Origin of the sequence: Kitasatospora sp. MAP12-44 (assembly GCF_029892095.1) — a bacterium.
Lineage (GTDB): Bacteria > Actinomycetota > Actinomycetes > Streptomycetales > Streptomycetaceae > Kitasatospora.
The window spans coordinates 8,778,527-8,798,030 of the sequence record NZ_JARZAE010000004.1 but is presented as its reverse complement, the minus strand read 5'-3'; the positions used below and the strand labels follow the sequence as shown (position 1 = coordinate 8,798,030).

General features: G+C 69.5%; 21 protein-coding genes and 1 pseudogene. 18 read left to right on the top strand and 4 right to left on the bottom strand.

The genetic code is table 11. From position 1 onward, the window contains the following. Positions 1–137: 137 nt before the first annotated feature. Positions 138–482: a hypothetical protein gene (locus P3T34_RS39655; RefSeq protein ID WP_280671712.1), complete on the top strand. Its 345-nt coding sequence runs from the start codon at positions 138–140 to the stop codon at positions 480–482. A 152-nt stretch (positions 483–634) separates the two neighbouring features. Here P3T34_RS39655 and P3T34_RS39650 read toward each other — a convergent pair whose 3' ends face one another. Both P3T34_RS39650 and P3T34_RS39645 read right to left on the bottom strand, forming a co-directional pair. Further along, positions 635–1,843 (bottom strand): pentapeptide repeat-containing protein, encoded by a 1,209-nt coding sequence (locus P3T34_RS39650; protein ID WP_280671710.1) that lies wholly within the window; start codon positions 1,841–1,843, stop codon positions 635–637. A gap of 266 nt (positions 1,844–2,109) precedes the next feature. Continuing rightward, complete coding sequence (locus P3T34_RS39645; RefSeq protein WP_280671709.1) at positions 2,110–2,289, bottom strand: hypothetical protein; 180 nt, start codon at positions 2,287–2,289, stop codon at positions 2,110–2,112. Positions 2,290–2,640: 351 nt separating this feature from the next. Here P3T34_RS39645 and P3T34_RS39640 point away from each other — a divergent pair, with 351 nt between their 5' ends. The 4 genes and pseudogenes from P3T34_RS39640 to P3T34_RS39625 form a co-directional block, all read left to right on the top strand. Continuing rightward, positions 2,641–3,105, top strand: a complete 465-nt coding sequence (locus P3T34_RS39640) for a hypothetical protein (RefSeq protein WP_280671707.1) — start codon at positions 2,641–2,643, stop codon at positions 3,103–3,105. Continuing rightward, on the top strand, positions 3,102–5,294 hold the full coding sequence (locus P3T34_RS39635) for an ATP/GTP-binding protein (RefSeq protein WP_280671705.1): 2,193 nt from the start codon (positions 3,102–3,104) through the stop codon (positions 5,292–5,294). The genes P3T34_RS39640 and P3T34_RS39635 overlap by 4 nt, the downstream gene beginning before the upstream one ends. Before the next feature lie 12 nt (positions 5,295–5,306). After that, positions 5,307–6,257, top strand: a complete 951-nt coding sequence (locus tag P3T34_RS39630) for a replication-relaxation family protein (RefSeq protein WP_280671703.1) — start codon at positions 5,307–5,309, stop codon at positions 6,255–6,257. A gap of 235 nt (positions 6,258–6,492) precedes the next feature. Further along, positions 6,493–6,666: pseudogene (locus P3T34_RS39625) on the top strand (IS5/IS1182 family transposase); the annotation flags it as partial. Between the two features lie 88 nt (positions 6,667–6,754). On the opposite strand, the gene P3T34_RS39620 reads toward P3T34_RS39625, so the two are convergent. Together P3T34_RS39620 and P3T34_RS39615 are read right to left on the bottom strand one after the other, a co-directional pair. Further along, the gene (locus P3T34_RS39620; RefSeq protein ID WP_280671702.1) at positions 6,755–7,945 is read right to left on the bottom strand and encodes a hypothetical protein; all 1,191 of its coding nucleotides are present in this window, start codon (positions 7,943–7,945) and stop codon (positions 6,755–6,757) included. 232 nt (positions 7,946–8,177) lie between these two features. Then, on the bottom strand, positions 8,178–8,639 hold the full coding sequence (locus tag P3T34_RS39615) for an ATP-binding protein (protein ID WP_280671700.1): 462 nt from the start codon (positions 8,637–8,639) through the stop codon (positions 8,178–8,180). A gap of 377 nt (positions 8,640–9,016) precedes the next feature. Between P3T34_RS39615 and P3T34_RS39610 the strand changes: the two genes are divergently transcribed. From P3T34_RS39610 to P3T34_RS39550, 13 genes are all read left to right on the top strand, one after another. Then, positions 9,017–9,865: a helix-turn-helix transcriptional regulator gene (locus P3T34_RS39610; protein WP_280671698.1), complete on the top strand. Its 849-nt coding sequence runs from the start codon at positions 9,017–9,019 to the stop codon at positions 9,863–9,865. Next, entirely contained in the window at positions 9,862–10,086 is a 225-nt protein-coding gene (locus P3T34_RS39605; RefSeq protein ID WP_280671696.1) for a DUF397 domain-containing protein, read from the top strand. The genes P3T34_RS39610 and P3T34_RS39605 overlap by 4 nt, the downstream gene beginning before the upstream one ends. Before the next feature lie 291 nt (positions 10,087–10,377). Beyond that, complete coding sequence (locus tag P3T34_RS39600) at positions 10,378–11,328, top strand: hypothetical protein (protein WP_280671694.1); 951 nt, start codon at positions 10,378–10,380, stop codon at positions 11,326–11,328. A 216-nt stretch (positions 11,329–11,544) separates the two neighbouring features. Continuing rightward, a complete protein-coding gene (locus tag P3T34_RS39595; protein WP_280671692.1) occupies positions 11,545–12,108 on the top strand; it encodes a hypothetical protein in 564 nt (187 codons plus the stop codon). A gap of 437 nt (positions 12,109–12,545) precedes the next feature. After that, positions 12,546–13,028: an ATP/GTP-binding protein gene (locus P3T34_RS39590; RefSeq protein ID WP_280671690.1), complete on the top strand. Its 483-nt coding sequence runs from the start codon at positions 12,546–12,548 to the stop codon at positions 13,026–13,028. 121 nt (positions 13,029–13,149) lie between these two features. Next, entirely contained in the window at positions 13,150–13,725 is a 576-nt protein-coding gene (locus P3T34_RS39585) for an SAF domain-containing protein (RefSeq protein ID WP_280671688.1), read from the top strand. Positions 13,726–14,595: 870 nt separating this feature from the next. Further along, entirely contained in the window at positions 14,596–16,074 is a 1,479-nt protein-coding gene (locus tag P3T34_RS39580) for a CpaF/VirB11 family protein (RefSeq protein WP_280671686.1), read from the top strand. Beyond that, a complete protein-coding gene (locus P3T34_RS39575) occupies positions 16,074–17,003 on the top strand; it encodes a type II secretion system F family protein (protein ID WP_280671684.1) in 930 nt (309 codons plus the stop codon). Before P3T34_RS39580 ends, P3T34_RS39575 begins: the two co-directional genes overlap by 1 nt. Continuing rightward, positions 17,000–17,902 carry a hypothetical protein gene (locus P3T34_RS39570; protein ID WP_280671682.1) on the top strand — a complete coding sequence of 301 codons (903 nt, stop codon included), beginning with the start codon at positions 17,000–17,002 and terminating at the stop codon, positions 17,900–17,902. The genes P3T34_RS39575 and P3T34_RS39570 overlap by 4 nt, the downstream gene beginning before the upstream one ends. Positions 17,903–17,969: 67 nt before the next feature. Further along, on the top strand, positions 17,970–18,206 hold the full coding sequence (locus P3T34_RS39565; protein WP_280671680.1) for a hypothetical protein: 237 nt from the start codon (positions 17,970–17,972) through the stop codon (positions 18,204–18,206). Beyond that, the gene (locus P3T34_RS39560) at positions 18,206–18,622 is read left to right on the top strand and encodes a TadE/TadG family type IV pilus assembly protein (protein WP_280671678.1); all 417 of its coding nucleotides are present in this window, start codon (positions 18,206–18,208) and stop codon (positions 18,620–18,622) included. Before P3T34_RS39565 ends, P3T34_RS39560 begins: the two co-directional genes overlap by 1 nt. Further along, positions 18,619–19,053 (top strand): TadE/TadG family type IV pilus assembly protein, encoded by a 435-nt coding sequence (locus P3T34_RS39555; RefSeq protein WP_280671676.1) that lies wholly within the window; start codon positions 18,619–18,621, stop codon positions 19,051–19,053. The genes P3T34_RS39560 and P3T34_RS39555 overlap by 4 nt, the downstream gene beginning before the upstream one ends. Then, positions 19,053–19,499, top strand: coding sequence for a pilus assembly protein TadG-related protein (locus tag P3T34_RS39550; protein ID WP_280671673.1), 447 nt, complete (start codon positions 19,053–19,055; stop codon positions 19,497–19,499). Before P3T34_RS39555 ends, P3T34_RS39550 begins: the two co-directional genes overlap by 1 nt. The last annotated feature ends 5 nt before the right edge of the window (positions 19,500–19,504 follow it).

Genomic DNA, 19,504 nt, shown 5'->3' with positions numbered 1-19,504 from the left:
CGTGGCCGGCTGTGCCCGGTTTTCACCTTTCATGCTGGATTGAGTCTCATCTGATCTGGCCGGTCTCACCAGACCCGTGACGGTCGTTCCGTGATCTCACTCCCTGCTTGTCAGCGGTGATCGCCATCATGGGGGGTATGACCAACCCGAACCTGGCCACCGGCAGTATCTGGCGGCTCCACCACGGTGGCCAAGAGATTGCCCGGCTGGCTGTGACCGGCGCCGATTGGCCCTGGATACACGCCGACGTCGAGACACTTCCCGGCTTTGAAGAGTTCCGTCCGCTCTTCGCGGAGCAGGAACGGGCTGTCGACGAGGAAGACTGGGAGCAGATCGACGCGTGCTACTTCCGAATGCGCAGTGTGCTCACCATGACGTTTCCCGACGGCAGCCCGGTCGCTGAGTTCATGCTGCACATCCACGACGGCGGCACAGCCGGCTGGCGCTGGCACGACGAGCCCTTCGACACGGTGAACCAGTGACACGCTGGGTTCGCTGCTTCTGGGACGAGGACGCCGTCTGTTTCTGCATCCCCGGCCCGATCCCACCGAACACCACCCGGTTCACCACCACGCTCTGAAGCTGAATCAAGATTACGAGTGGAACCCACTACATGGAGCAGGAACACCCTCGGTTATTTCGGAAGCCCATCGGGCTGGTCCGTTTCTACCTCCGCCACCCGTGCCATGACCCGACGATCGGCCGCCAGATCCGCTGGCAGTCGGGTGTTCTTGAAGGGACGTGCAGCCACAAGTTGGTCAACGGTCAAGGAGTGGTTGTGGGTCCTCCCGCCCAAGTACGCGCTGGGCTGGTTTGGAATCGTCAGGTCCGTGTCCTCCAGATGGGCCCCGGTCAGGTCCGCGGCCTTCAGGTTGGCAAAGCGGAGGTCCGCTCCTCTCAGGTAAGCCTCGCTCAGGATCGCGTGCTCCAGATGGGTCCCGCCCAGGTCCGCGTGCTCCAGATGGGCCTCGCTCAGGGTCGTGTACCGCAGGTAAGCCGCGCCCAGCGTCGCATGCTCCAGGTGGGCCCCGTCCAGCGTCGCGCCCTCCAGGTGGGCCCCGGTCAGGTCCGCGGCCTCAAGGTGGGCCCCGTGCAGGACCGCGCCGCGAAGATCTGTGTTTCTTAGGTTGAGGCGGAAGAGCTCGGGCCGATCCGGGGGTCGGCGCCCGAGCACGGTCAACGCCGCTTGTACCGGCTCGGTGATGGTGTGCCAGATGGGAAGGGGCATGAAGTCTGACAAGGCAGGGTCCGTCCGAGACGTGATCGGCGAAACGGTCCGGAACAGCCGTGACAGGCTCGCAGGGAGCAACCGAGCAGGGCGTCGGCTCGATCCGGTGGCCTGCTCAAGGGTTTGCTCGAATGCGGCGGACTCCTCTGGCGCAGGGGATTGCCCGCGGACGAATGCCGCGAGCACTTCCACGATTGTCGAGTGGTCCTCGGGCGAGTCCCACATGATCCGTTCCAGTGCGTAGATGCCGCCAAGCTGTTCGACTGGCTTATCCGAGGCCATCTGGCCGATCGCTTTGCCGAACCGGTCTGTGAACTGCCCCGATTGGGCAAGTTTTGCCTCGCTGCGGTCCCTGATCCGGGTCTGCTGCAAGGTGTGGTGGGTGTAAAACAATCCGGCGACGGCCAGGATCCCGGCTCCGAGTGCCACCAGTGCGGTGCGCAACCCCGACACCGTAGTCGCCTCGGCCGGCGTGAGTCCGGCCTTCAGATATTGGTGGTCGAGCCACCAGGGGGCCCGCCACAGCGCTACGACGAATGCCCCCACCACCAGGATGAGGGCGGCCGGTGCCAGGTATTGGCTTGGCTTCCAGTCTTCTGACCGCTTGATGTGCATATCGACAGCACAGCGCAGGGGTTGTTTGCGCTGGACACTTCGACACCATCCCGGCGTCGTTTCGCGGGAAGACCACTCGGATGCACTCAGGCGGGGGACCGGCGCCGAGGGAAGTGCAAGATCAGTGGAACGCGGCATGCGCAATCTCGGTGGGACAGCGGGCATGACTGCTGGTCAACTGAGCCCCGCGCCCAAGATCGAACGGGAACCTACACTCACCCGCTGATCTTGCGCCCGCCGTACGCGTGCGCAAGATCAGCGGGTCGTCACTCCGACGCGGCTTCGCTACCCGACATGGGCGTGAGCAGAGGGCGCCGGAAGACGATGCCGCCTGCGGTCCCGACATCCACTCGTTCTTCGATCATCCGCCCAGCGATGGCATCTTCCAGGATCCTCGCCTGCTCCTCAGCTTGGAGGCCGACCAGTGAGATCACGTGCTTCGACATTCGCATCCTCCGTGCGGTCGGGTGGCCAGGGAGCCTGCCGTCAGCACCAGCTTAGGGAAGCGGGAGACCGGTGCCGAGGGAAGTGCAAGATCAGTGGAACGCGGCATGCGCAATCTCGGTGGGACAGCGGGCATGACTGCTGGTCAGCTGAGCCCCGCGCGCAAGATCGAACGGGAACCTACACGGCTGTCACTGGACATCCTTTGATAACGGCTTGATAACGCCTTGGTCGGCCGTGTCTGAACCGGCCCCGTGCGACGGCTTGGGCCAGGTGAAGGGATTTTCCGCCGTCATCGACCAGGAGGCCGCCGTGCTCCCACCCAACCGCTTCGACCTCCAGGCGGTACCGGCATGAGGGCCGACTCGCTGCCCGGGATGCAGCCGCTCCTCGACACCGCCCACCAGGCGGTGCTGCTCTCCCCGTACCTGGGAGCCACCGGCCTCGCCACGGCCGGCGTCTGGGCCGTCGTGGTTCGGTGGCGCATCCGCAAGGCCCGGGCCGCACTCGCCGACAGGACCAGCGTGGAGGTCGTGCCGACGTCCAGCTTCGACCCGGGCGAGTCCGAGGTGGTGCGGTTCAGCCACCACCTGGCCCGGGTGCGGCACGCCGTCGGTAGCGTCCCGGCCCGGGGAGCGGCTGTCCGGCTGCGCTACACCGCCGACGGCGGCCGGATGCGCTGCCTGCTCGAAGGCCCCGCCCAGGCCGCGGCGATCCTGGGCATGCCCGGCTTCGCCGAGGTCGAGGTCCGCTCCACCACGCCCGGCCAGGCCATCCAGCCGGTCCGCTTCACCGAACCCGCCCAGGCGTCCCAGTGAGCGCGGCAACCATCAGCCTCGCCAAGCCCAACGGTGACGAGGCCGCCAGTGACGATGCCGCCCGGCCGACGCGGCCGGTGTACGTCGAGCGGGCCGAGCTGGTCCTGGCCCTGTCCGACCACCAGCCGCTGGCCGCGCTCGGCCTGACGCCCGATCCGCTGCAACAACTCGCCACCGCGCTGTCCTCCGTGCGGACCCAGGACGGTGAGGCAGCTGACGTCATCCTCGACCTGGTCCCCGTCCCCCAGCGCCGCCTGGCCCGCCGACGCCGACGCCTGCTGGCCCGCTCCAAGCGCCGCGGCCCCACCGCCTACGGCGAGAAACTGACCGGCAGCCTCTGGGGAGCGGGGCTGGTGGAGTCGTTCACCGCCGCCTGGTCCGGCGGCTCGTCGAGCGGCAGTGCCGGGCGCGGTGCTCGATTGCCGCGGATGACCGACGTCCGCGACGCGGTGGGCAAGTTCGAGCCCGGCGGCGCGGTCTTCGCCGTCCAGCTGCTGCTGCGCACCCAGGCCGCACACCCGCAGGCCGCGCTGGAGCGCATGCACCAGCTACTCGCCGTCTTCGCCGCCACCAGCGGCGAGAACTACCTGAAGGCGCACCGGCCCCGCACCCGGCGGGCCATCGCTGCCTTCGACCAGCGGTTCGACAGCGGGGAGTTCGCACCGAAGCGCCGGCAGTGGCTGACCGTGCCCGAGCTCGCCGGGTTCCTCAAGCCACCGACCGTCCGGTGCCACGCCTCCGGGGTGGTCCGCTCCGGCGGCCTGGTCCCACCCGCGCCGGCGACGCTGCCCGTCTACACCGGCCAGCGCGACCTGGTCCCGCTCGGCGCGGTCGTCTACCCCGACGGCGTCGAGCGGATCGGCGCCGCCCGCGTGAAGGACCTGCTCTTCGGCCTAGCCCTCGGCAAGTCCGGCCACGGCAAGACCGAGGCCGCGCTCGTGCAGTGCATCGCACTGGCCCACAACGGGTACGGCACCTGGTTCCTGGACCCGCACAGCGAGGCGTGGGTGCGGGCCAAGCCCTACCTGGCGCACCCCCACATCGCCGAACGGGTGTGGGAGATCAACCTCGCCAAAGCGACACCGGACCAGATGGTCGTGTCCTGGAACCCGCTCTCGATGGAGGGCCGCACTGTCGCGGACGTGCAGGACACCGTGCGCTCAGTGGTCGAGGGCATCGCCGCGGCCCAGGAATGGGGCGACCACGCCCCACGTGCCCGCACGATCCTCGCCCGCACCGCTCAGGCGCTGGCCCTACTCAACCTGCAGGCCGTCGCCGCCGGACGGCCCGAAGCGCAGTGCACGGTCTTTCAGATCAGGAGCTGGCTGACGGACGAGGAGTGGCGCTGGGCACTTCTGCCGAAGCTGCCCCGACGGGTCCGGGACTACTGGGAGCGCACGTTCCCCACCCTGGCGAAGGACTCGGTGCCGACCGTCACCTACGCGATCGACCGCCTCGACACCTCCCAGTCGCTGCAGGCGTTCTTCGGCTCGCCCCGTTCCGGCTACGACATCCGCACCGCCATGGACGAGAACAAGGTCGTCTTCGTCTGCCCGTCCGGGTCCGAGTCCGACGCCCTGGTCTCCTGCCTGCTCATCCACGACCTGCACCGCGCCGGCCTCTCCCGTCAGGACACCCCCCGCGACCAGCGCAGGACGTTCTGGGCCTGGGGCGACGAGCTGACCGCCCTGGACTCCTCCTCCAAGGGATTCCTCGCCGCGATCGCCGAGCAGCTGCGCAAGTACGAGGTCCGATTCGTCGGGATGACGCAGATGGCACTACGCCTGAGCGCGGTCACCCGCCAGGCGCTGCTGCAGAACCAGTCGCTGCTCGCCACATGCGCGGCGGACTACGACGAGGCCGCGTTCGTCGCGCGCCGCTGGAACAGCCACCTCACCCCGGAAACGATCACCGAACTCCCCAAGTACCACTACGTCATGTCGATCAACCTCGACGGCCAGCGGACCACCCCGTTCCGGGTCCGCGGCCTGCCCGTCGAGGAGGTCTTCGCCCACTACGACAACCCCGACGGCATCCCCGACCTCGATGCGGCCATCGACGCCAACATGCGCCGCCGCACCGTCGGCGAGATCCTCGCCGACCTCGAAGACCTCGACACCGAGATCCTCGTCCACCACCTCGGCCTGCCCGCCGGCCATGACGGCGACCCCACCTCCACCCTCGGCTGAAGGAGTACCGCGATGCCGTACCAGCACCCCGCACCCAAGGGCATCGGCGTGATCGGCCAGCAGGCCATGACCGTCCTCTACCAGCACCGCCTCGTCTCCACCGACCAGCTGCACCGCCTCATCACCCCGCACCACACCGGGCCCGAGTACCTGCGCCGCCAGCTCCACGTCCTACGCGACGCCGGCCTCGCCGACCGCGTCGGACGCCGAACCCACGGGCAGACCAGCCTGCTGTGGTGGCTCACCGAGAAGGGCGCAGCGGCGGTCGAGGCGGTCGGGCTGCTGCCGCAGCGCCCGTACCGGATGAGCCCGGAAGCCGCCGCCGGACCACTCCAGGAACACACCCTCGCCACCATCGAAACCGGCTGCGCCTTCGTCGCCTGGGCCCAGCGATTGGACCACGAGTGCGGGCCCCTCGACTGGTCACCCGAAACCGCCCACCACTACCGCGACGACACCCGCCCCGGCGAGGACCTGACCCTCATCCCCGACGCCGTCCTCAACTACGTCCACACCGACGCAGCCGAGCGCACCCGCACCCTTCTGACGTTCTTCGTCGAACTCGACCGCACCACCATGACCATCGCCCGCCTCGCCCAGAAGCTGCACGCCTACGCCCGCTACCACCAGTACATCCCGCAGCCGCCCGGACCGCGCACCACCCGCACCACCGTCCGCAGCGCCGCCGCGGTCCCGGCCTGGCGCAGCCGCTACCCCGCCTTCCCCCGGCTGCTCCTGGTCCTCACCGGCGCCGAACCGGCCCGCCTGCAGCGGCGCATCGCCGACCTGCGCAGCCTCGCCGCCAGCGACCCGCTCCTGACGGCCAGTCCGATCCGCGTCGGCGCCACCACCCTCGACCAGCTACGCGAGCGCGGCCCGTTCGCCCCGATCTTCAACCCCGTCCTCAGCGCGGACGGGCCGGTCGACGCCTGGCTCCGCCCGCAGGCTGCCACCCCGGCCTGATCCTGACCACAGTGCTCTGCGGGACTTCCGAACATTAGGTCGCCGACCTGGACGCCCATCTCGCCCAGCTCCGCCACCTACGCGAGGCGATGCTTTTGCCCAATGTCGATCTGCAGGTGATCCCCTTCAGTAAGAGGTCGCGCAGATAGGCGTGGTGACAGCACCCCGGTAGCAGTACTGGCACGGACCTTGTCGATCATGGAGTTGCGACGCTCTGTGATCACCGGGGGGACCTGTGCCAGTACTTCCGTCATGGCTGACCGAACCACTCTGGAGCCAGTTCAGCGCGCTGCTGCCCGAGCGGCCGACCTACGCGGCCACCCATCCGCTGGGCTGCCACCGGCCGCGCATCAGCGACCGGATCATCTTCGACAAGATGCTGCAGCTCTTGCGGTTCGGCTGCTCCTACCAAGCCATCGGCTACCGCACACCACGCCGTTACTGCCCATCGTGATCGGCACGTTGCTGACGCTGGGTGGCGGGGCCTGCTGCGGTGCTCATCCAAGCTCCCAGTGGGCCGGGGCGAGGAGCTGCGCGCCGGGGCGTCCGGCGCGCAGCAGGGTCGCAGTCCAGCGGTCGATGGTCGGTCGTCCGAGGGTGTCCCAGTCGGCGATCAGGCGAGTCAGACGGTCGGCCATCTCGTGAGTCCGCGGGTTGTGATCGCTGAGCAGGAGGGCGCCGGGTAAGACGCGCACCGCGTGGCTGCGGTCCTGTGTGACCAGCGCGCAACCGTTGCCGCTCTCGCCGGAGATGGGGACCTTGGTCGTGCGGCGGTCCTGGGTGGCCAGGTACATCCACAGGTCGTAGTAAGCGTCATGGGTGAGATCGTCGGGGACCGTGCTGCGGCGGCCATAGGCGGACGGCGGAAGTGGCAGGTCATCGAGATGGCGGTCTGGGCAGAGGAGTCCTACAGCCCGGGCGCGGTGGGCGGCTGAGATGAGGCGAGCTCGCGGACCGCGGGGGCCGGTGGTGATCCGGGCCAGGACCTCCAGTCCGCGGTAGCCGAGCGGGCCGACGATGTAGCCGCCCGGGGCAAGCTGCCCGATCCAGGCAGGTGGGACCCCTGCGGTCGCGCAGGTGGTGATGATCCGGTCCAACGGGTCGTGGGACCGGGCAAGGTAGCCGTCCTGATCCCGGATGCGGACCAGGCGTCGGAGCCCAGCGCGGTCGACCACAACGCGGGCTCGGCGCGAGGTCGACTGGTCGATGTCCACGGTGACCACTGTGGTTCCGGTCATGGCGGCCGTCAGGCACGCAGTCCGGCCGTCGCCTGCTGTCCCGATCTCCATGACCCTGAGGCCGGCCTTCAGGTCAGCGGCTCTCAGCACCTCCATCGCATCACCGTTCACGCATGCCGAGGGTCCTACCGGGAGGTGCTGGTGCGGATCGATCGGATCACTGCCAGGGCCGAGCCGGAGGTGCTCAGCCGCGTGTGCGAGGACCACACCGTTGGGAAGACTTGACCAATCACGGAACAAAGAGCCTATCTGGTAGGGCAGTTGTTCAACGGCTCGCCTCGGCATCGGCCACTGCGATACGTCACCGACGGAGACAAGCGGGAACCCCAGCTGCCCGAAGGGCGTAAGGTGGGTCATCGTGAACTCGCCTGCTTCGTGCCGTTCTACGGCGTAGCCGGGCCTGAGCGGCACGGTGGTTCCATCGCGACCGGAAGCCTGCGATGTCGTCATGGGTGGTCCTCGCTGTGGGTGGCTACCCAGAGAGCTCGATGGCCACAACTGGGCTCTCGCGCCTGCGATTCAGGCGCTGGTGATTGCAGGGGTCGACAGAGAGGATCACGTCTGCTGGCTGCCCCAGTGCGGGGATGAGCGCTGCGGGCACCACGTGAGCGAGGATGCCTCTCTGCTCGACGCGACGCCGAGGCCGACGAGACGCCCACTCTCCATCCGGGCCGAATCGGGCTCATGCCGCGCTCATCTCGTAGGGCAGTCGGCATCGGATCTGTTTGCCGACCGGGGTAGCGAGCACCTGCCAGCCCGGCGCGAGCACATCGAGGATGTACAGGCCGCGCCCACACTCCGCCACGAGGTTGTCCGCAAGGGCGGCAGAGCGCCGGGGCAGGCTCTCTGAATCAGGGTCATGGACGGTCACCCACACCCCAGAGCGTTCCGCGTAGACCTCAACCACCAGCGGCACGAAGTCTCCGCACAGCCGAACCGCATTGCCGACCAGTTCACTGACCAGCAGTTTGGCGTCGTCCACGAGCTCCGGGCAGACCCCGACTCCACTCAGTCGGGCATCTGAAAGCTCCCTCAACCTTGCCAGGTTCCCCCGGCAGGCGATCACGTGCGCCGTAAAACCTGACGCCCTGTCCTGGAGATAGAACCCGAGCCCAACTTCACCCGGGTTCACTGTCGCCGTCATCACAGCTCCTCCTGTCTGCGGGCCTGGGGTCCGCGCAGCATCGGAAATAAGTAGCTCTCCGCGATCATCAGTCGACCCCGAGCTGGCTCGCTCCTTGGGGGTGGACTCTTTTCAGTCGGGCTCGCCGGGCCGCGACTTGACGGCCCGCAAGGCGACGCCGCGCTGGGCCACGGAGAACTGGGCCGACCTTCATCGAGTCGGCGTGTTCCGCGTCACACTCAGCATGACGCCACATCAGGCAATGATGCAAGTAGCCTGGCGAAAGATGTATTTATGCATATCGAACCCGGATTCGGGCCACCCGCAGTGCAGTTGCCGCTGGCGCGAGTGCTTGGATCGAGGGCAGACTGGTGATCTCAGTTCAGGAGGGGTACTGCATGGCGGTCTCGACCGTTCGTCGCCGACGGCTCGGCGACGAACTGCGGAAGCTCCGCGAGGGCAAGAAGATGACGGCGGAGCAGGTAGCTGACGTCATGGGCTGGAGTCAGCCCAAGATCAACCGGATCGAGAACGCGAAGACGGCGGCCAAACTCGAGGACGTGGTCAGGCTCCTGGACTTCTACGAGGTCGCCGACGGCGAGATCCGCACCGGCCTTCTCGCCATCACCAAGGACGGCAGCAAGCGCGGCTGGTGGCTCAGCTACCGCGACGCGATCAACGCGACCGCGTTCGACCTCATCACACTGGAGACCGAGGCGTCGACGTTCAAGACATACGAGCCGTCCTACATCCCCGGCCTGTTCCAGACGCCGGACTACGCACGGATCGTCATCGAGCGACTCGGCGGCAGGATGGGCGGCACCGTCGAGGACCAGGTGCAGGTCAGGATGGCCCGCCAGTCCATCCTGACCCGACCGAACCCCGTCGAGGTCTGGGCCGTCATCCACGAAGCCGCCCTCTGCTCCAACGGGAAGCGGCCCGACATCATGGGACCGCAGCTGGACAAGGTCCTCGCGCTCAACCGCCTGGACAACGTCAATATCCAGGTGATGCCGATCAACGCGGCCATCCACCCGGGCATGGGCGGGCCGATGGCCATCATCGGGTTTCCGCAGCGCTCAGACCTCGACGTCGTGCTCGTCGAAGGACTGATGAGCAGTCTCTTCGTCGAGGATCCGGCCGATGTGGAGCAGTACCGAGCGAGGTTCACCGTCATCACGGCCGAGGCCTTGAACAAGGACGACTCGCTCGCCTTCATCCTCGAACAGAAAGCCAAGATCACGTGAGCCACTACCCCGATGCCGCGGCCACTGGGCTCGCCTTCGCGAAGTCCACCTACAGCGGAGGAAACGAGAACTGCCTGGAGTGCGCGGCGGACCTGCCTGACAAGGTTGCCGTCCGAGACAGCAAGGACCCGCACGGTCCGGCCCTTCGCTTCACGCGCAGTGCGTGGTCAGCGTTCATCCACGACGTTGTGTCAGCTCACTCGCTGCCCGACGAGGGCTGATCAGGCCAGCCGCAGCCAGGACGAGCGCACCCCTGACGGGTCGGGGGTGCGCCACAGGTCGTCCGCCGGACGGTCTGGAAGCGTCCCGCCTGCGGCCCCGCCAACCCGCAAGCGGGCATCGCAGCGCCCTCGCTCACACAAAGAGCTTGGGGTGCAGGACAACTGAGCCACTTTCAGGAATCCGCAACAGCGGGACCCAGGCCTGTGCTACGGTCCGTAATCAATCGAATACAGATGACCCCGGCGGTGCGCTAACACCCCGGGGTCCGGCAACAGGAGTACAAGCTCCCGATGCAGGTACATCGTAGCGCCCACGCGCGCAAATTCATCGTGCTGCCCAACGCCCTGCTACAAGACCGGCGGCTGAGCTACACGGCCCGCGGATTGCTGGCCGACCTCCTGTCGCGCCCCGACGGCTGGCGCGAGGACGGCCGACAGATGGCTGACTCCAGCACCCAGGGACGCGGGGCGATCCGCAAGGCTCTGAAGGAACTGACCGCGGCCGGCTACTACCGGGTCGACACACTGCGAATGAAGGACGGGACGATCCGCAGTGAGGCCCACGTCTTCGACACCCCTCAGCTCGAGCTGCCAGGTGTCCCCCATCCGGCGTCCGGTCAGCAGGAGACCGGGCTTGCTGACGCCTCTCCTGTAAAGGACTTGGGCAAAGCACCCACCCTCCCGGGTGAGCCGGTCAACGCGCAGTCGGTCAACGCCGAGGCGACTGGCGAGCCGAGAGGAAGGAAGAGCTACGACATCATCAAGGAATCGTCGGATGAGCAGGTCCGCGCGGCAGTGGTGACGCTGTTCGGGGTGATCAAGTCGGAGCCGCGCCTGCATGTCGGTGAAGCCGAAGCGCTGGAGCTGGCGCCCCTGGTGGCGCAATGGCTGGAGCGCGGCGCCTCCTCCAAAGAGCTGACGCAGGCGCTTCTGGTCGGCCTCCCCTCAACGGTGGTCTCCCCAACTGGATTGCTCCGCAGCCGACTTCGCCGCAAGATGCCGCCGCTCCGCTTCTCGTCGGAGCCGGCCGCCCACAAGCCCGCATACTCCGAGTGCCACATCTGCCATGACCCAGTGCTTCGGCAGGGGATCTGCCGATCGTGCGCGGGCCTCAGCACTCCGTCAGCCGCTATCGGCGGAGGGGAGGCCGTGACACCCAGTGGCGCCAGGCGCGTCCGTGAAGCGATGCGCTCCAGCAGAGTCGCGCTTGGTATCAGGGGCGTCGCCCTGGCCACCCAGTAGTCGACGAAAAGGGCCCGCGGGCAGAGGGCAGGGAACAGAACGCCAAATCCGCTGCGCGGCCGAGCGTTTGGCTGATGCCTCGAAGATCGAGAAGTGATGAACCTCCAAGCGGAAGCATCGTATAGTGACGATTGCATCACGTTCCGCAATCATGTGTGGCGGGAGCGTCATCGCCCCATGCCGCACAACCGTTGGAGGGGGAGACAGGTGTCGGCCATGCGACAGCGAACGATCGCGCTCGGAACGGGCATCGGTCTGCTGGCGTTCCTGACCGCCGGCTGCACGAGCAACGCACGTGAGGGCGGAGCGGGCAGCAGCCCGCTCAGCACCGTGGCATCGGCAGCCACGCCGTCTGTGCTCTCCGACGCAGCAAGCCGAGCAGCGGTCCTGGACACCTACCGCAAGTACTGGGATGAGCAGATCAAGGCATACGCGCAGGGCAGCGTCGTCGGTACGGAGCTGGAGAAGTACAGCGTCGACCAGGCGCTGAGCGGGACCCGCGCGGACGTCTACAACAACAAGACCGCCGGGATCGTCCTCACGGGCTCGCCGAAGATCAGCCCGACGGTGACAACGATCGAGCTCGACAAGTCTCCCAAGCAGGCCACGCTCAGCGACTGCCTGGACATCAGCGGATGGACGCCGGTCGACACGAAGACGGGCGCCGCACGGCCCGTCACCAACCCAGTGCTCCGGTACACCGTCACGGCCACAGCGCGCACGGTCGGCTCCGACTGGATGATCTCGGAGGTCGACTCCGACATGAGCCGTCCGTGCTGAGGCGCCACTTGCCACCGCTCGCGTCGGGCGTCTCTCTCAGCCTCCTGTGCGCTATCAGCCTGCTCCAGCCGTGCTCTGCCGAGGCCGACGTCGCGCCGTGCGCCAGCAAGTTCGTCTGCGTCGGTGTACAGACCTTCGCGCCACCGTCCACTGCTGCCGGCGCCACCCCGGCCGATAGCACGGACCATGAGCCTGACTGCTCCTGGAACGGGGTCCAGCACCCCTGCTCCGTCCTGGACCTCGGCTGGTTCAACGGAAACGACGGCTGCTACTGGCAGCCCGCGAGCCCTCAACCACCAGCTGGCGACCCCCTGTGGCAGGGCCACAGCCCGGACGACGGAGCCGTCTACTCCCGCACCTGCCTGGATGCTGCTGGAGGTATCACCGCCGCTCCAGATCATTGGTCAAAAGACCCTCCGCAGGGCTACGGCGGCGGTGTGGACCTCGTCGGCCTGGCCCACCAGGCCGTGGACAAGATGCTCCTCGCCGATCCGGCCATCACCACGGCGCCGAACTCCGGTTCCACCGGGCTGATCGGCATGCCGGTGTGGATGTGGGCCACCGTGTCCCCCACCACCTGGGGGCCGAACACCGCCACAGCCGACGCAGGCGGGGACAGCGTGACAGCAACCGCGCACGTCACCAGCATGGCCTGGACCATGGGAGACGGACACACCGTCACCTGCAGCTCAGCCGGCACCCCGTACAACGCCTCCTACGGCGGACACGCTTCGCCCGACTGCGGCTACACCTACACCAACACCTCGGCGAACCAGCCGCACGCACAGTTCCACATCACCGCGACCGCAGCCTGGACGGTCGACTGGACAGGCGGCGGCCGGCAGGGGCAGTTCGCCCTCACCCGCACCTCCGGCGCCGACGTGGCGATCGCGGAGGCCCAAGCGGTCGTCGAACCATGACGAGAAGGACCTGATGAGCACGATCAACAGAGTTCCACGCGCCCCGGAGCAGCCCGCCGCCTCTCCCCTGCCGGCAGCACCGGCAGTGCGTCAACTGCCGGTGCGTCGAAGGCGACCGGCGATGATCGCGGCTTCCATCGCCCTGATCGCGGTCGGCTCCCTCGCGGGTGCCTACCAGTACGTGGCCACCGGGCAGCGGATCGGGGTGCTGGCGGTGGCTCGGGACGTCCCGGCGGGTGCGACGATCACCGCGGATGACCTGGTGGAGGCGAGGATCGCCTCCGATCCGCTCCTCAAGCCTGTGCCCAGCCAGGACCTGGCCAAGGTTATCGGCAAACGCGCCGTGACCTCTCTCCCCGCCGGCACGCTGCTGAGCGAACAGGCTGTCACCAGCAGCCCGTTGATGACGTCCGGGCAGCAACTTGCCTCCATCGCGCTGGCACCTGCCCAGTTTCCCGCGACCCCGTTCACCCCCGGACAGAGGCTCCAGCTGGTCCACACGCCCAAGGACGGCAGCACGGGCACAGCGCAGGCCCCGGAAGCGCCGATGGCGGCGGGGGTGGTGCGGGTCGGCAAGCCCGACAACGCCGGCGACATCGTCGTCGATGTCGCCGTGACCGCGATGGACGGGCCGACGCTCGCGCGGTGGGCCGCACGGGGCGAGGTCGCCTTCCTTCAGCTGCCGGCAGGGGGATGACATGGCGGTGATCGCGTTCGTCGGCTCCCCCGGCGCGCCAGGTGTGACCACAACCGCCTTGGCCGCGCTGCTCAGTTGGCCGCTGGTGCCGGGTCGGCGCGCAGTGCTGGCCGAGTGCGACCCCGACGGTGGATCGGTCATCGCCGGGTATCTCGAGGGCCGTGTGCCGGGCGAGCACGGGCTGGCGAACCTCCAGGTCGCGGACCGCCTGGGCCGCCTGGAGGCTGGGCTGTGGGAGCAGCTGATCAACCTGTCGGTGCCCGAGGCGGCCGCCGACCGGCTGCTGCTGCCGGGGCTCAGGAGCCCAGCGCAGGCGGCCGGGCTGCAGCAGACGTGGCCGCATTTGGCGACGCTGTTCGGGGCTTGGCACCGGGAGGCAGGAGTGGACGTCCTGGTGGATCTGGGACGGTCCGGTGCTTCGGGTCCAGCCGGCGTGCTGGCGCGGTCGGCGGACGTGGTGGCCGTCGTGGTGCGCGGGACGCTGCGGGCGGCTGCTGCGGCGCGGCCGCGCATCGCGGGGCTGCGTGAGAGCGTCGGCGCGCGTGCGGGCAGCGGGCTGGGGTTGGTCCTGATCACGGAGGGTCCGTACGCGCAGCGGGACATCGCCGAGCACCTGCAGCTGCCGGTGCTGGCGAGTCTTGCCGTACGACCCTGGGGCGGCGAGGGTGCTGACCCACGGCGGTGCGGGCGGCAAGGCGTTCGGCCGCTCGCCGCTGCTTCGCCAGGCTGCGGTGATGGGGACGCGGCTGCAGCAACTTGCTGGGGAGCGCCGCGATCTCCTGTCGCTCCCTGCCGGCGGTCGGGGGGTGATCGTTGGTGGCGGTTCGCGGTAGGCCCCTGTATTCGACGGCACCCACCGCGCCCACGGCGGTGCCCGAGTCCCTCACGATGCCGGCGCAGCCGCAGGCTCCGTGGGCGAGCGCCGGCGCACCTGGGGCGGGGCACGCCGTCGCGGGGCGGGTCGCCCGGTGGGAGTGGTCCGAGGTGCGGGCGTTGCGGCGCGAGCTCGCGGATCGTCTCGCGCCCGAGTTCCAGGCGTACAAGGAGAGCCGTGGCAGCGAGATGCCTGCTGAGCACGCCGAGCAGCTGGGCCTGGCGCTGATCAACGACCTGGTCGCCCGGTGGGCTGCGGACTACGCGACGGCCCGTCAGGTCTCGCCCACGGCGGCCGACGAGCGGTCGCTGTTGCGGGCGGTCTTCGACTCGCAGTTCCGGCTGGGCCGGATCCAGCCGCATCTGGACGATCCGGATCTGGAGAACCTGATGATCAACGGCTGCGACGACGTGTGGGCGGACTATGCCTCCAAGCCGCGCCGGCGCCTGGAGGCGGTCGCCGACAGCGACGGCGAGCTCGTGGAGTTCCTGCAGCTGCTGGCCCGCCGCCACGGCCAGGGTGAGCGCTCGCTGTCCAACTCCCGGCCCAACCTGGCGCTGGCGTTGGAGGGCGGCTTCCGCCTGCAGGTGATGACGCAGGTCACCCCGCGCCCGTATGTGAACATCCGCCGCCAGCGGATCCGGGACATCACGCTGGAGGGCCTGGTCGAGCTCGGCACCATCGACACCGCGCTGCTCGCCCTGCTGCGCTCGGCGATCCGCGCGGGCAAGAACATCATGGTGTCCGGCACGCAGGGCGTTGGGAAGACCACGCTGCTGATCGCGCTGGCGCGCGAGATCGACCCCGACGAGCGGATCGGGACCTTCGAGACCGAGTCCGAGCTCTACCTGCACAAGTCCGGGCACCTGCGCCAGGTCGTCCCGATGGAGGCACGGGAGGGCAACGGCGAGCGGGGCCCGGATGGCCGGGAGGTCGGCGCGGTCTCGATCGCCGACCTGATCCCGCCGGCGCTGCGGATGAACCTGCGCAAGATGATCGTCGGCGAGGTCCGCTCCCGGGAGATCGTGCCGATGCTGCAGGCCATGTCCGGTGGTGAGGGCGGCTCGCTGTGCACCATCCACGTCCGCAAGCCCGACGCCATCTTCGCCCGAATCGCGCAGCTGTGCCTGGAGCACGGCAGCGCCGGGATGACCCAGGAGCTGGCCTACCTGATGGCGGCCAACGCGCTCGACCTGGTAGTGCACATCGGCATGGTGGACGAGACCGGCCGCGGCGGCAGCCGCCACCGATTCGTCCAGCACGTCCTGGAGGTCACCGGCGTAGGCGAGCGCGGCGCCCCCGCCTACAACCGGCTTTTCGCCCCGCGCCCCGGCAGCGGTGAGCTGCGGGCGGTGCCGACCGGCGTGATGCCGGCCTGCCTGGACGACCTGCGCGACGTCGGCTTCGACCCCGGCTGGCTCACCACCGACGGCGCCTGGGCCGCCCCTCTCAGCCTCCTTAGGGCGGTGCGGTGATGGGTGCCCTGATCGCCGCGTTCGGCGGAGTGTGCCTGCTGATCGGCGGACTCGGGCTGGTCGCCGGCCTGCGCGGCACCACCGCCCCGCCCCCCAGGCCCCGCTCCCGCCTGGCCCGGGCCGGCGGCACACGTCCGCCCCGGGCCAGGCGGCGCCTGCGCATCCAGGCGATCACCGCCGTCTGCGCGTTCACTCTGGTGTGGCTGTTCACCGGGTGGCTGCCCTCGGCCGTCGTCATCACCGCGACCGTGTTCTTCCTGCCCTGGCTGCTGGCCCCCAACAAGGCCGCCATCGAGCGGATCAAGCGCCTGGACGCCCTCGCCCAGTGGACCAAGCGCCTGGGCGACCTGGTGCGGGTGGGCACCGGCATCGAGGAGGCCATCAACGCCTCGCTGCGCACCGCACCAGCGCCGATCGTCCGCGAGGTCGCTGACCTCGCCGCGCGACTGCAGGCCCGCTGGGACGCCCAGGTCGCCTTGAGGGCCTTCGCCCGTGAGTTCGGGGACCCGCGCGCCGACCTGGTCGGCGCCGCGCTGGCGCTGCGCATCCGCGACCGCGGCCCGGGCCTGGCGCAGGTGCTGTCCGACCTCGGCGCGACCACCGCGGACGTGGTGCGCCGGCGGCGCGACGTGGAAGCGGACCGGGCCAAGGCCCGGACCACCGCCCGGTGGATCTGCTGCATCGCCACCGTCGTGATCGTCGGTATCTCCTTCAACCGCGGCTACGTCGCCCCCTACAACACCGCCCCCGGGGTGGTCGTGCTGATGCTGCTGCTGGCCGCCGCGGTCGGCCTGTTCACCTGGATGCACCGCCTGGGCGCCGCCAAGCAGCTGCCCGGCTTCCTCGAAGACAGCGCCGACGCCGCCGGCGCTGGCCCCCGCGCCGCGCTCACCCCCTCGCCGGCGGCCGGTCGGGCGGTGGCCTCGTGACGCCGTACGCGATCGTCGCCGGCGCCGTCCTGGGCGGCGGCCTGGCGCTGCTGGTGCGCGAACTCGCCCCCGCGCCGCCCGAGCTCGGCGCCGCCCTGGACCGCGTCGAAGGCAAAGTCCCCATCCCCCTTCCCCGGACCGAGGACGACACGGCGAAGGCGGCGCCGTGGTGGGAGCGTGCGGGATCGGCAGCCGCCGATCGCTTCGGCGGCCGCGCCGGGCTGCGCATCCCGCTGCAGGACCTCGACCTGGTGGGCCAGAGCCCCGGGGAATTCCTCGCCGCCAAGGCGGCCCTGGCACTGCTGGGCCTTTTGCTGCCCTCGCTGATGGTGGCGATCCTGGTCCTGGGCGGCTGGAGCACGGGCTTCACCCTCCCCGTGCTCGGCGGTCCGGTCGCAGCGGCCGGCGGCTGGCTGCTGCCCGACTTCGCGCTGCGGGACAAGGCCAAGCGGGCCCGGGAGGAGGCCACCTGGGCGTTCGCCGCCTACATGGAGCTCGCCGCGATGGAACGCGCCTCCGACGCCGGAGCCCAGGACTCCCTGGAGCGTCCCTCGGAGATCGCCGACGGCTGGGTGTTCCGCCGCATCCGGGGCGCCCTGATGCGCGCCCGCCTGGACCGCGTCCCGCCTTGGGAGGGTCTGCGGACACTGGGTCAGGAGACCGGCGTGAGCGCGGCGGAGGACATCGCCGACATCGTCAGCATCTCGGGGCGCGACGGCGCCGCCATCTACGAGACGCTGCGCGCCCGCTCCGAGAGCCTGGCCGGTGAGCTGATCGCCGCCGAGCAGGCCAGGGCCAACCAGGCCACCGAGAGCATGGCCGTCCCCGTGACGCTGCTCTCCATGGTGCTGCTCGTCTTCCTGGCTTTCCCCGCCATGATCCGCATCTTCCTCATGTAGACCGCCCAGCCGCCGGCCCGCCGGCGCCCGCCGCCCATCGAGTCACCGACGAAGGACGAACAGCCCCATGAACCACCTCAACCGCACTGCCCTGCGCCTGAGCGCTGCCGCCCACCTGCGTCTGGACGCCGCTACCAGCCAGCTGCGCGCACGCGCCGAGCAGTTGCGCGCCGCGCCCGACCGCGGGGACGTCAACATCCCCACCATCTTGTGGATCGTGGGTGGTGTGCTGTTCGCCGTCACCGCCGTCGCCGCGTTCAAGACCCTGGGAGACAAGCACCTCGCGGACATGACGAGCCTCTGATGACCTTTCGCGTCCTCCTGCACCGGGTCCGCACCCGCGCCCACCGTCGGGGGTGCGACAGGGGCGACACCAGCATCCAGATGGTCATCTGCTTCCCCGCCGCCCTGCTGCTGCTCTTCATGGTCGTGACCGCCTGCAACATCTACCTCGCCCAGCAGGCCGCCCAGACCGCCGCCCGCGAAGGCGTCCAGGGCGCGCGCGGCTACGGGTCGGGCACCGAAGCGGGCCTGGCCCGCGCCCAGAGCGTCCTGGACCGCCTGCACGGCACCCTCACCGGCACCCGGATCTCGGCCGACGGCAGCACCGGCGAGCGGATACAGATCACCGTGACCGGCACGGCCCAGAACGTCCTGGGCCTGCCGATCAGCGTCACCGAGCACGCCAGCGGCCCCGTCGAGAAGTGGATCGCACCGTGATCCGCCGCCGCGCACGCTGCCGCGACGAGGGCAGCGCCGCGATCGAGTTCACCATCTGGGTCCCCGCCGGGTTCATGCTGCTGGCCCTGGCCATGGTCGGCGGACGGATCATCAACGCCGGCGACGCCGTCGACGCGGCGGCGGCCGACGCCGCCCGCGAGGCGTCGCTGGCCCCCACCGCCGCCGCAGCCCAGCAGCAGGCCGGCACCGCCGCAGCCCAGACCCTCGCCGACCAGCACCTGCACTGCGCCAGCGTCGACATCAGTGTCGACACCTCCGGCTTCGACGCCCCCATCGGCCAGTACGGTGCCGTCACCGCCAGCGTCCACTGCCGGCTGACCCTGTCCGACCTCGGGCTGCCCGTCAGCGGCGGCAAGGACATGTCGGCGACGTTCACCTCCGTCATCGACCGGTGGAGGCCCCGCACCTGATGACCGCTCACCGCTCACCCAAGAACCGGGCCGGTCGCGACCGGGGCAGCATCACCCTGTGGTGGGTGATCGTCATGGCTGGCGCGTTCATGATGATCGGCCTCGTCGTGGACGGCGGCGGCAAGCTCCGCGCCGTCGAGAACGCCGACGCCCTCGCCGCCGAAGCGGCCCGGGCCGGCAGCCAGGCCGTCGACCCGACCAAGGCCATCCCCGGCCAGGCCATCGTCATCGACCCCGCCAAGGCCGTCGCCGCCGCCGACGACTACCTCGCCCGCGCCGGGGCCACGGGCACCGCGACCCCCAGCGCCGACGGCACCACTCTCGAAGTCCAGGTCACCGCCCGGCACAAGACCCTCTTCCTCCAGGTCATCGGCGTCTCCTCCCTCAGCGCCGAAGGCCACGCCACCGCCGAACTCTTGCACGGCGTCACCGCGCCCGAAGGGTAGGACCC

Bases quoted from the DNA above. Each gene is read 5' to 3' on its own strand.
- P3T34_RS39655 (WP_280671712.1), top strand. From the start codon at position 138: ATGACCAACCCGAACCTGGCCACCGGCAGTATCTGGCGGCTCCACCAC.
- P3T34_RS39650 (WP_280671710.1), bottom strand. From the start codon at position 1,843: ATGCACATCAAGCGGTCAGAAGACTGGAAGCCAAGCCAATACCTGGCA.
- P3T34_RS39645 (WP_280671709.1), bottom strand. From the start codon at position 2,289: ATGTCGAAGCACGTGATCTCACTGGTCGGCCTCCAAGCTGAGGAGCAG.
- P3T34_RS39640 (WP_280671707.1), top strand. From the start codon at position 2,641: ATGAGGGCCGACTCGCTGCCCGGGATGCAGCCGCTCCTCGACACCGCC.
- P3T34_RS39630 (WP_280671703.1), top strand. From the start codon at position 5,307: ATGCCGTACCAGCACCCCGCACCCAAGGGCATCGGCGTGATCGGCCAG.
- P3T34_RS39620 (WP_280671702.1), bottom strand. From the start codon at position 7,945: ATGACGACATCGCAGGCTTCCGGTCGCGATGGAACCACCGTGCCGCTC.
- P3T34_RS39615 (WP_280671700.1), bottom strand. From the start codon at position 8,639: ATGACGGCGACAGTGAACCCGGGTGAAGTTGGGCTCGGGTTCTATCTC.
- P3T34_RS39610 (WP_280671698.1), top strand. From the start codon at position 9,017: ATGGCGGTCTCGACCGTTCGTCGCCGACGGCTCGGCGACGAACTGCGG.
- P3T34_RS39600 (WP_280671694.1), top strand. From the start codon at position 10,378: ATGCAGGTACATCGTAGCGCCCACGCGCGCAAATTCATCGTGCTGCCC.
- P3T34_RS39595 (WP_280671692.1), top strand. From the start codon at position 11,545: ATGCGACAGCGAACGATCGCGCTCGGAACGGGCATCGGTCTGCTGGCG.
- P3T34_RS39585 (WP_280671688.1), top strand. From the start codon at position 13,150: ATGATCGCGGCTTCCATCGCCCTGATCGCGGTCGGCTCCCTCGCGGGT.
- P3T34_RS39575 (WP_280671684.1), top strand. From the start codon at position 16,074: ATGGGTGCCCTGATCGCCGCGTTCGGCGGAGTGTGCCTGCTGATCGGC.
- P3T34_RS39565 (WP_280671680.1), top strand. From the start codon at position 17,970: ATGAACCACCTCAACCGCACTGCCCTGCGCCTGAGCGCTGCCGCCCAC.
- P3T34_RS39560 (WP_280671678.1), top strand. From the start codon at position 18,206: ATGACCTTTCGCGTCCTCCTGCACCGGGTCCGCACCCGCGCCCACCGT.
- P3T34_RS39550 (WP_280671673.1), top strand. From the start codon at position 19,053: ATGACCGCTCACCGCTCACCCAAGAACCGGGCCGGTCGCGACCGGGGC.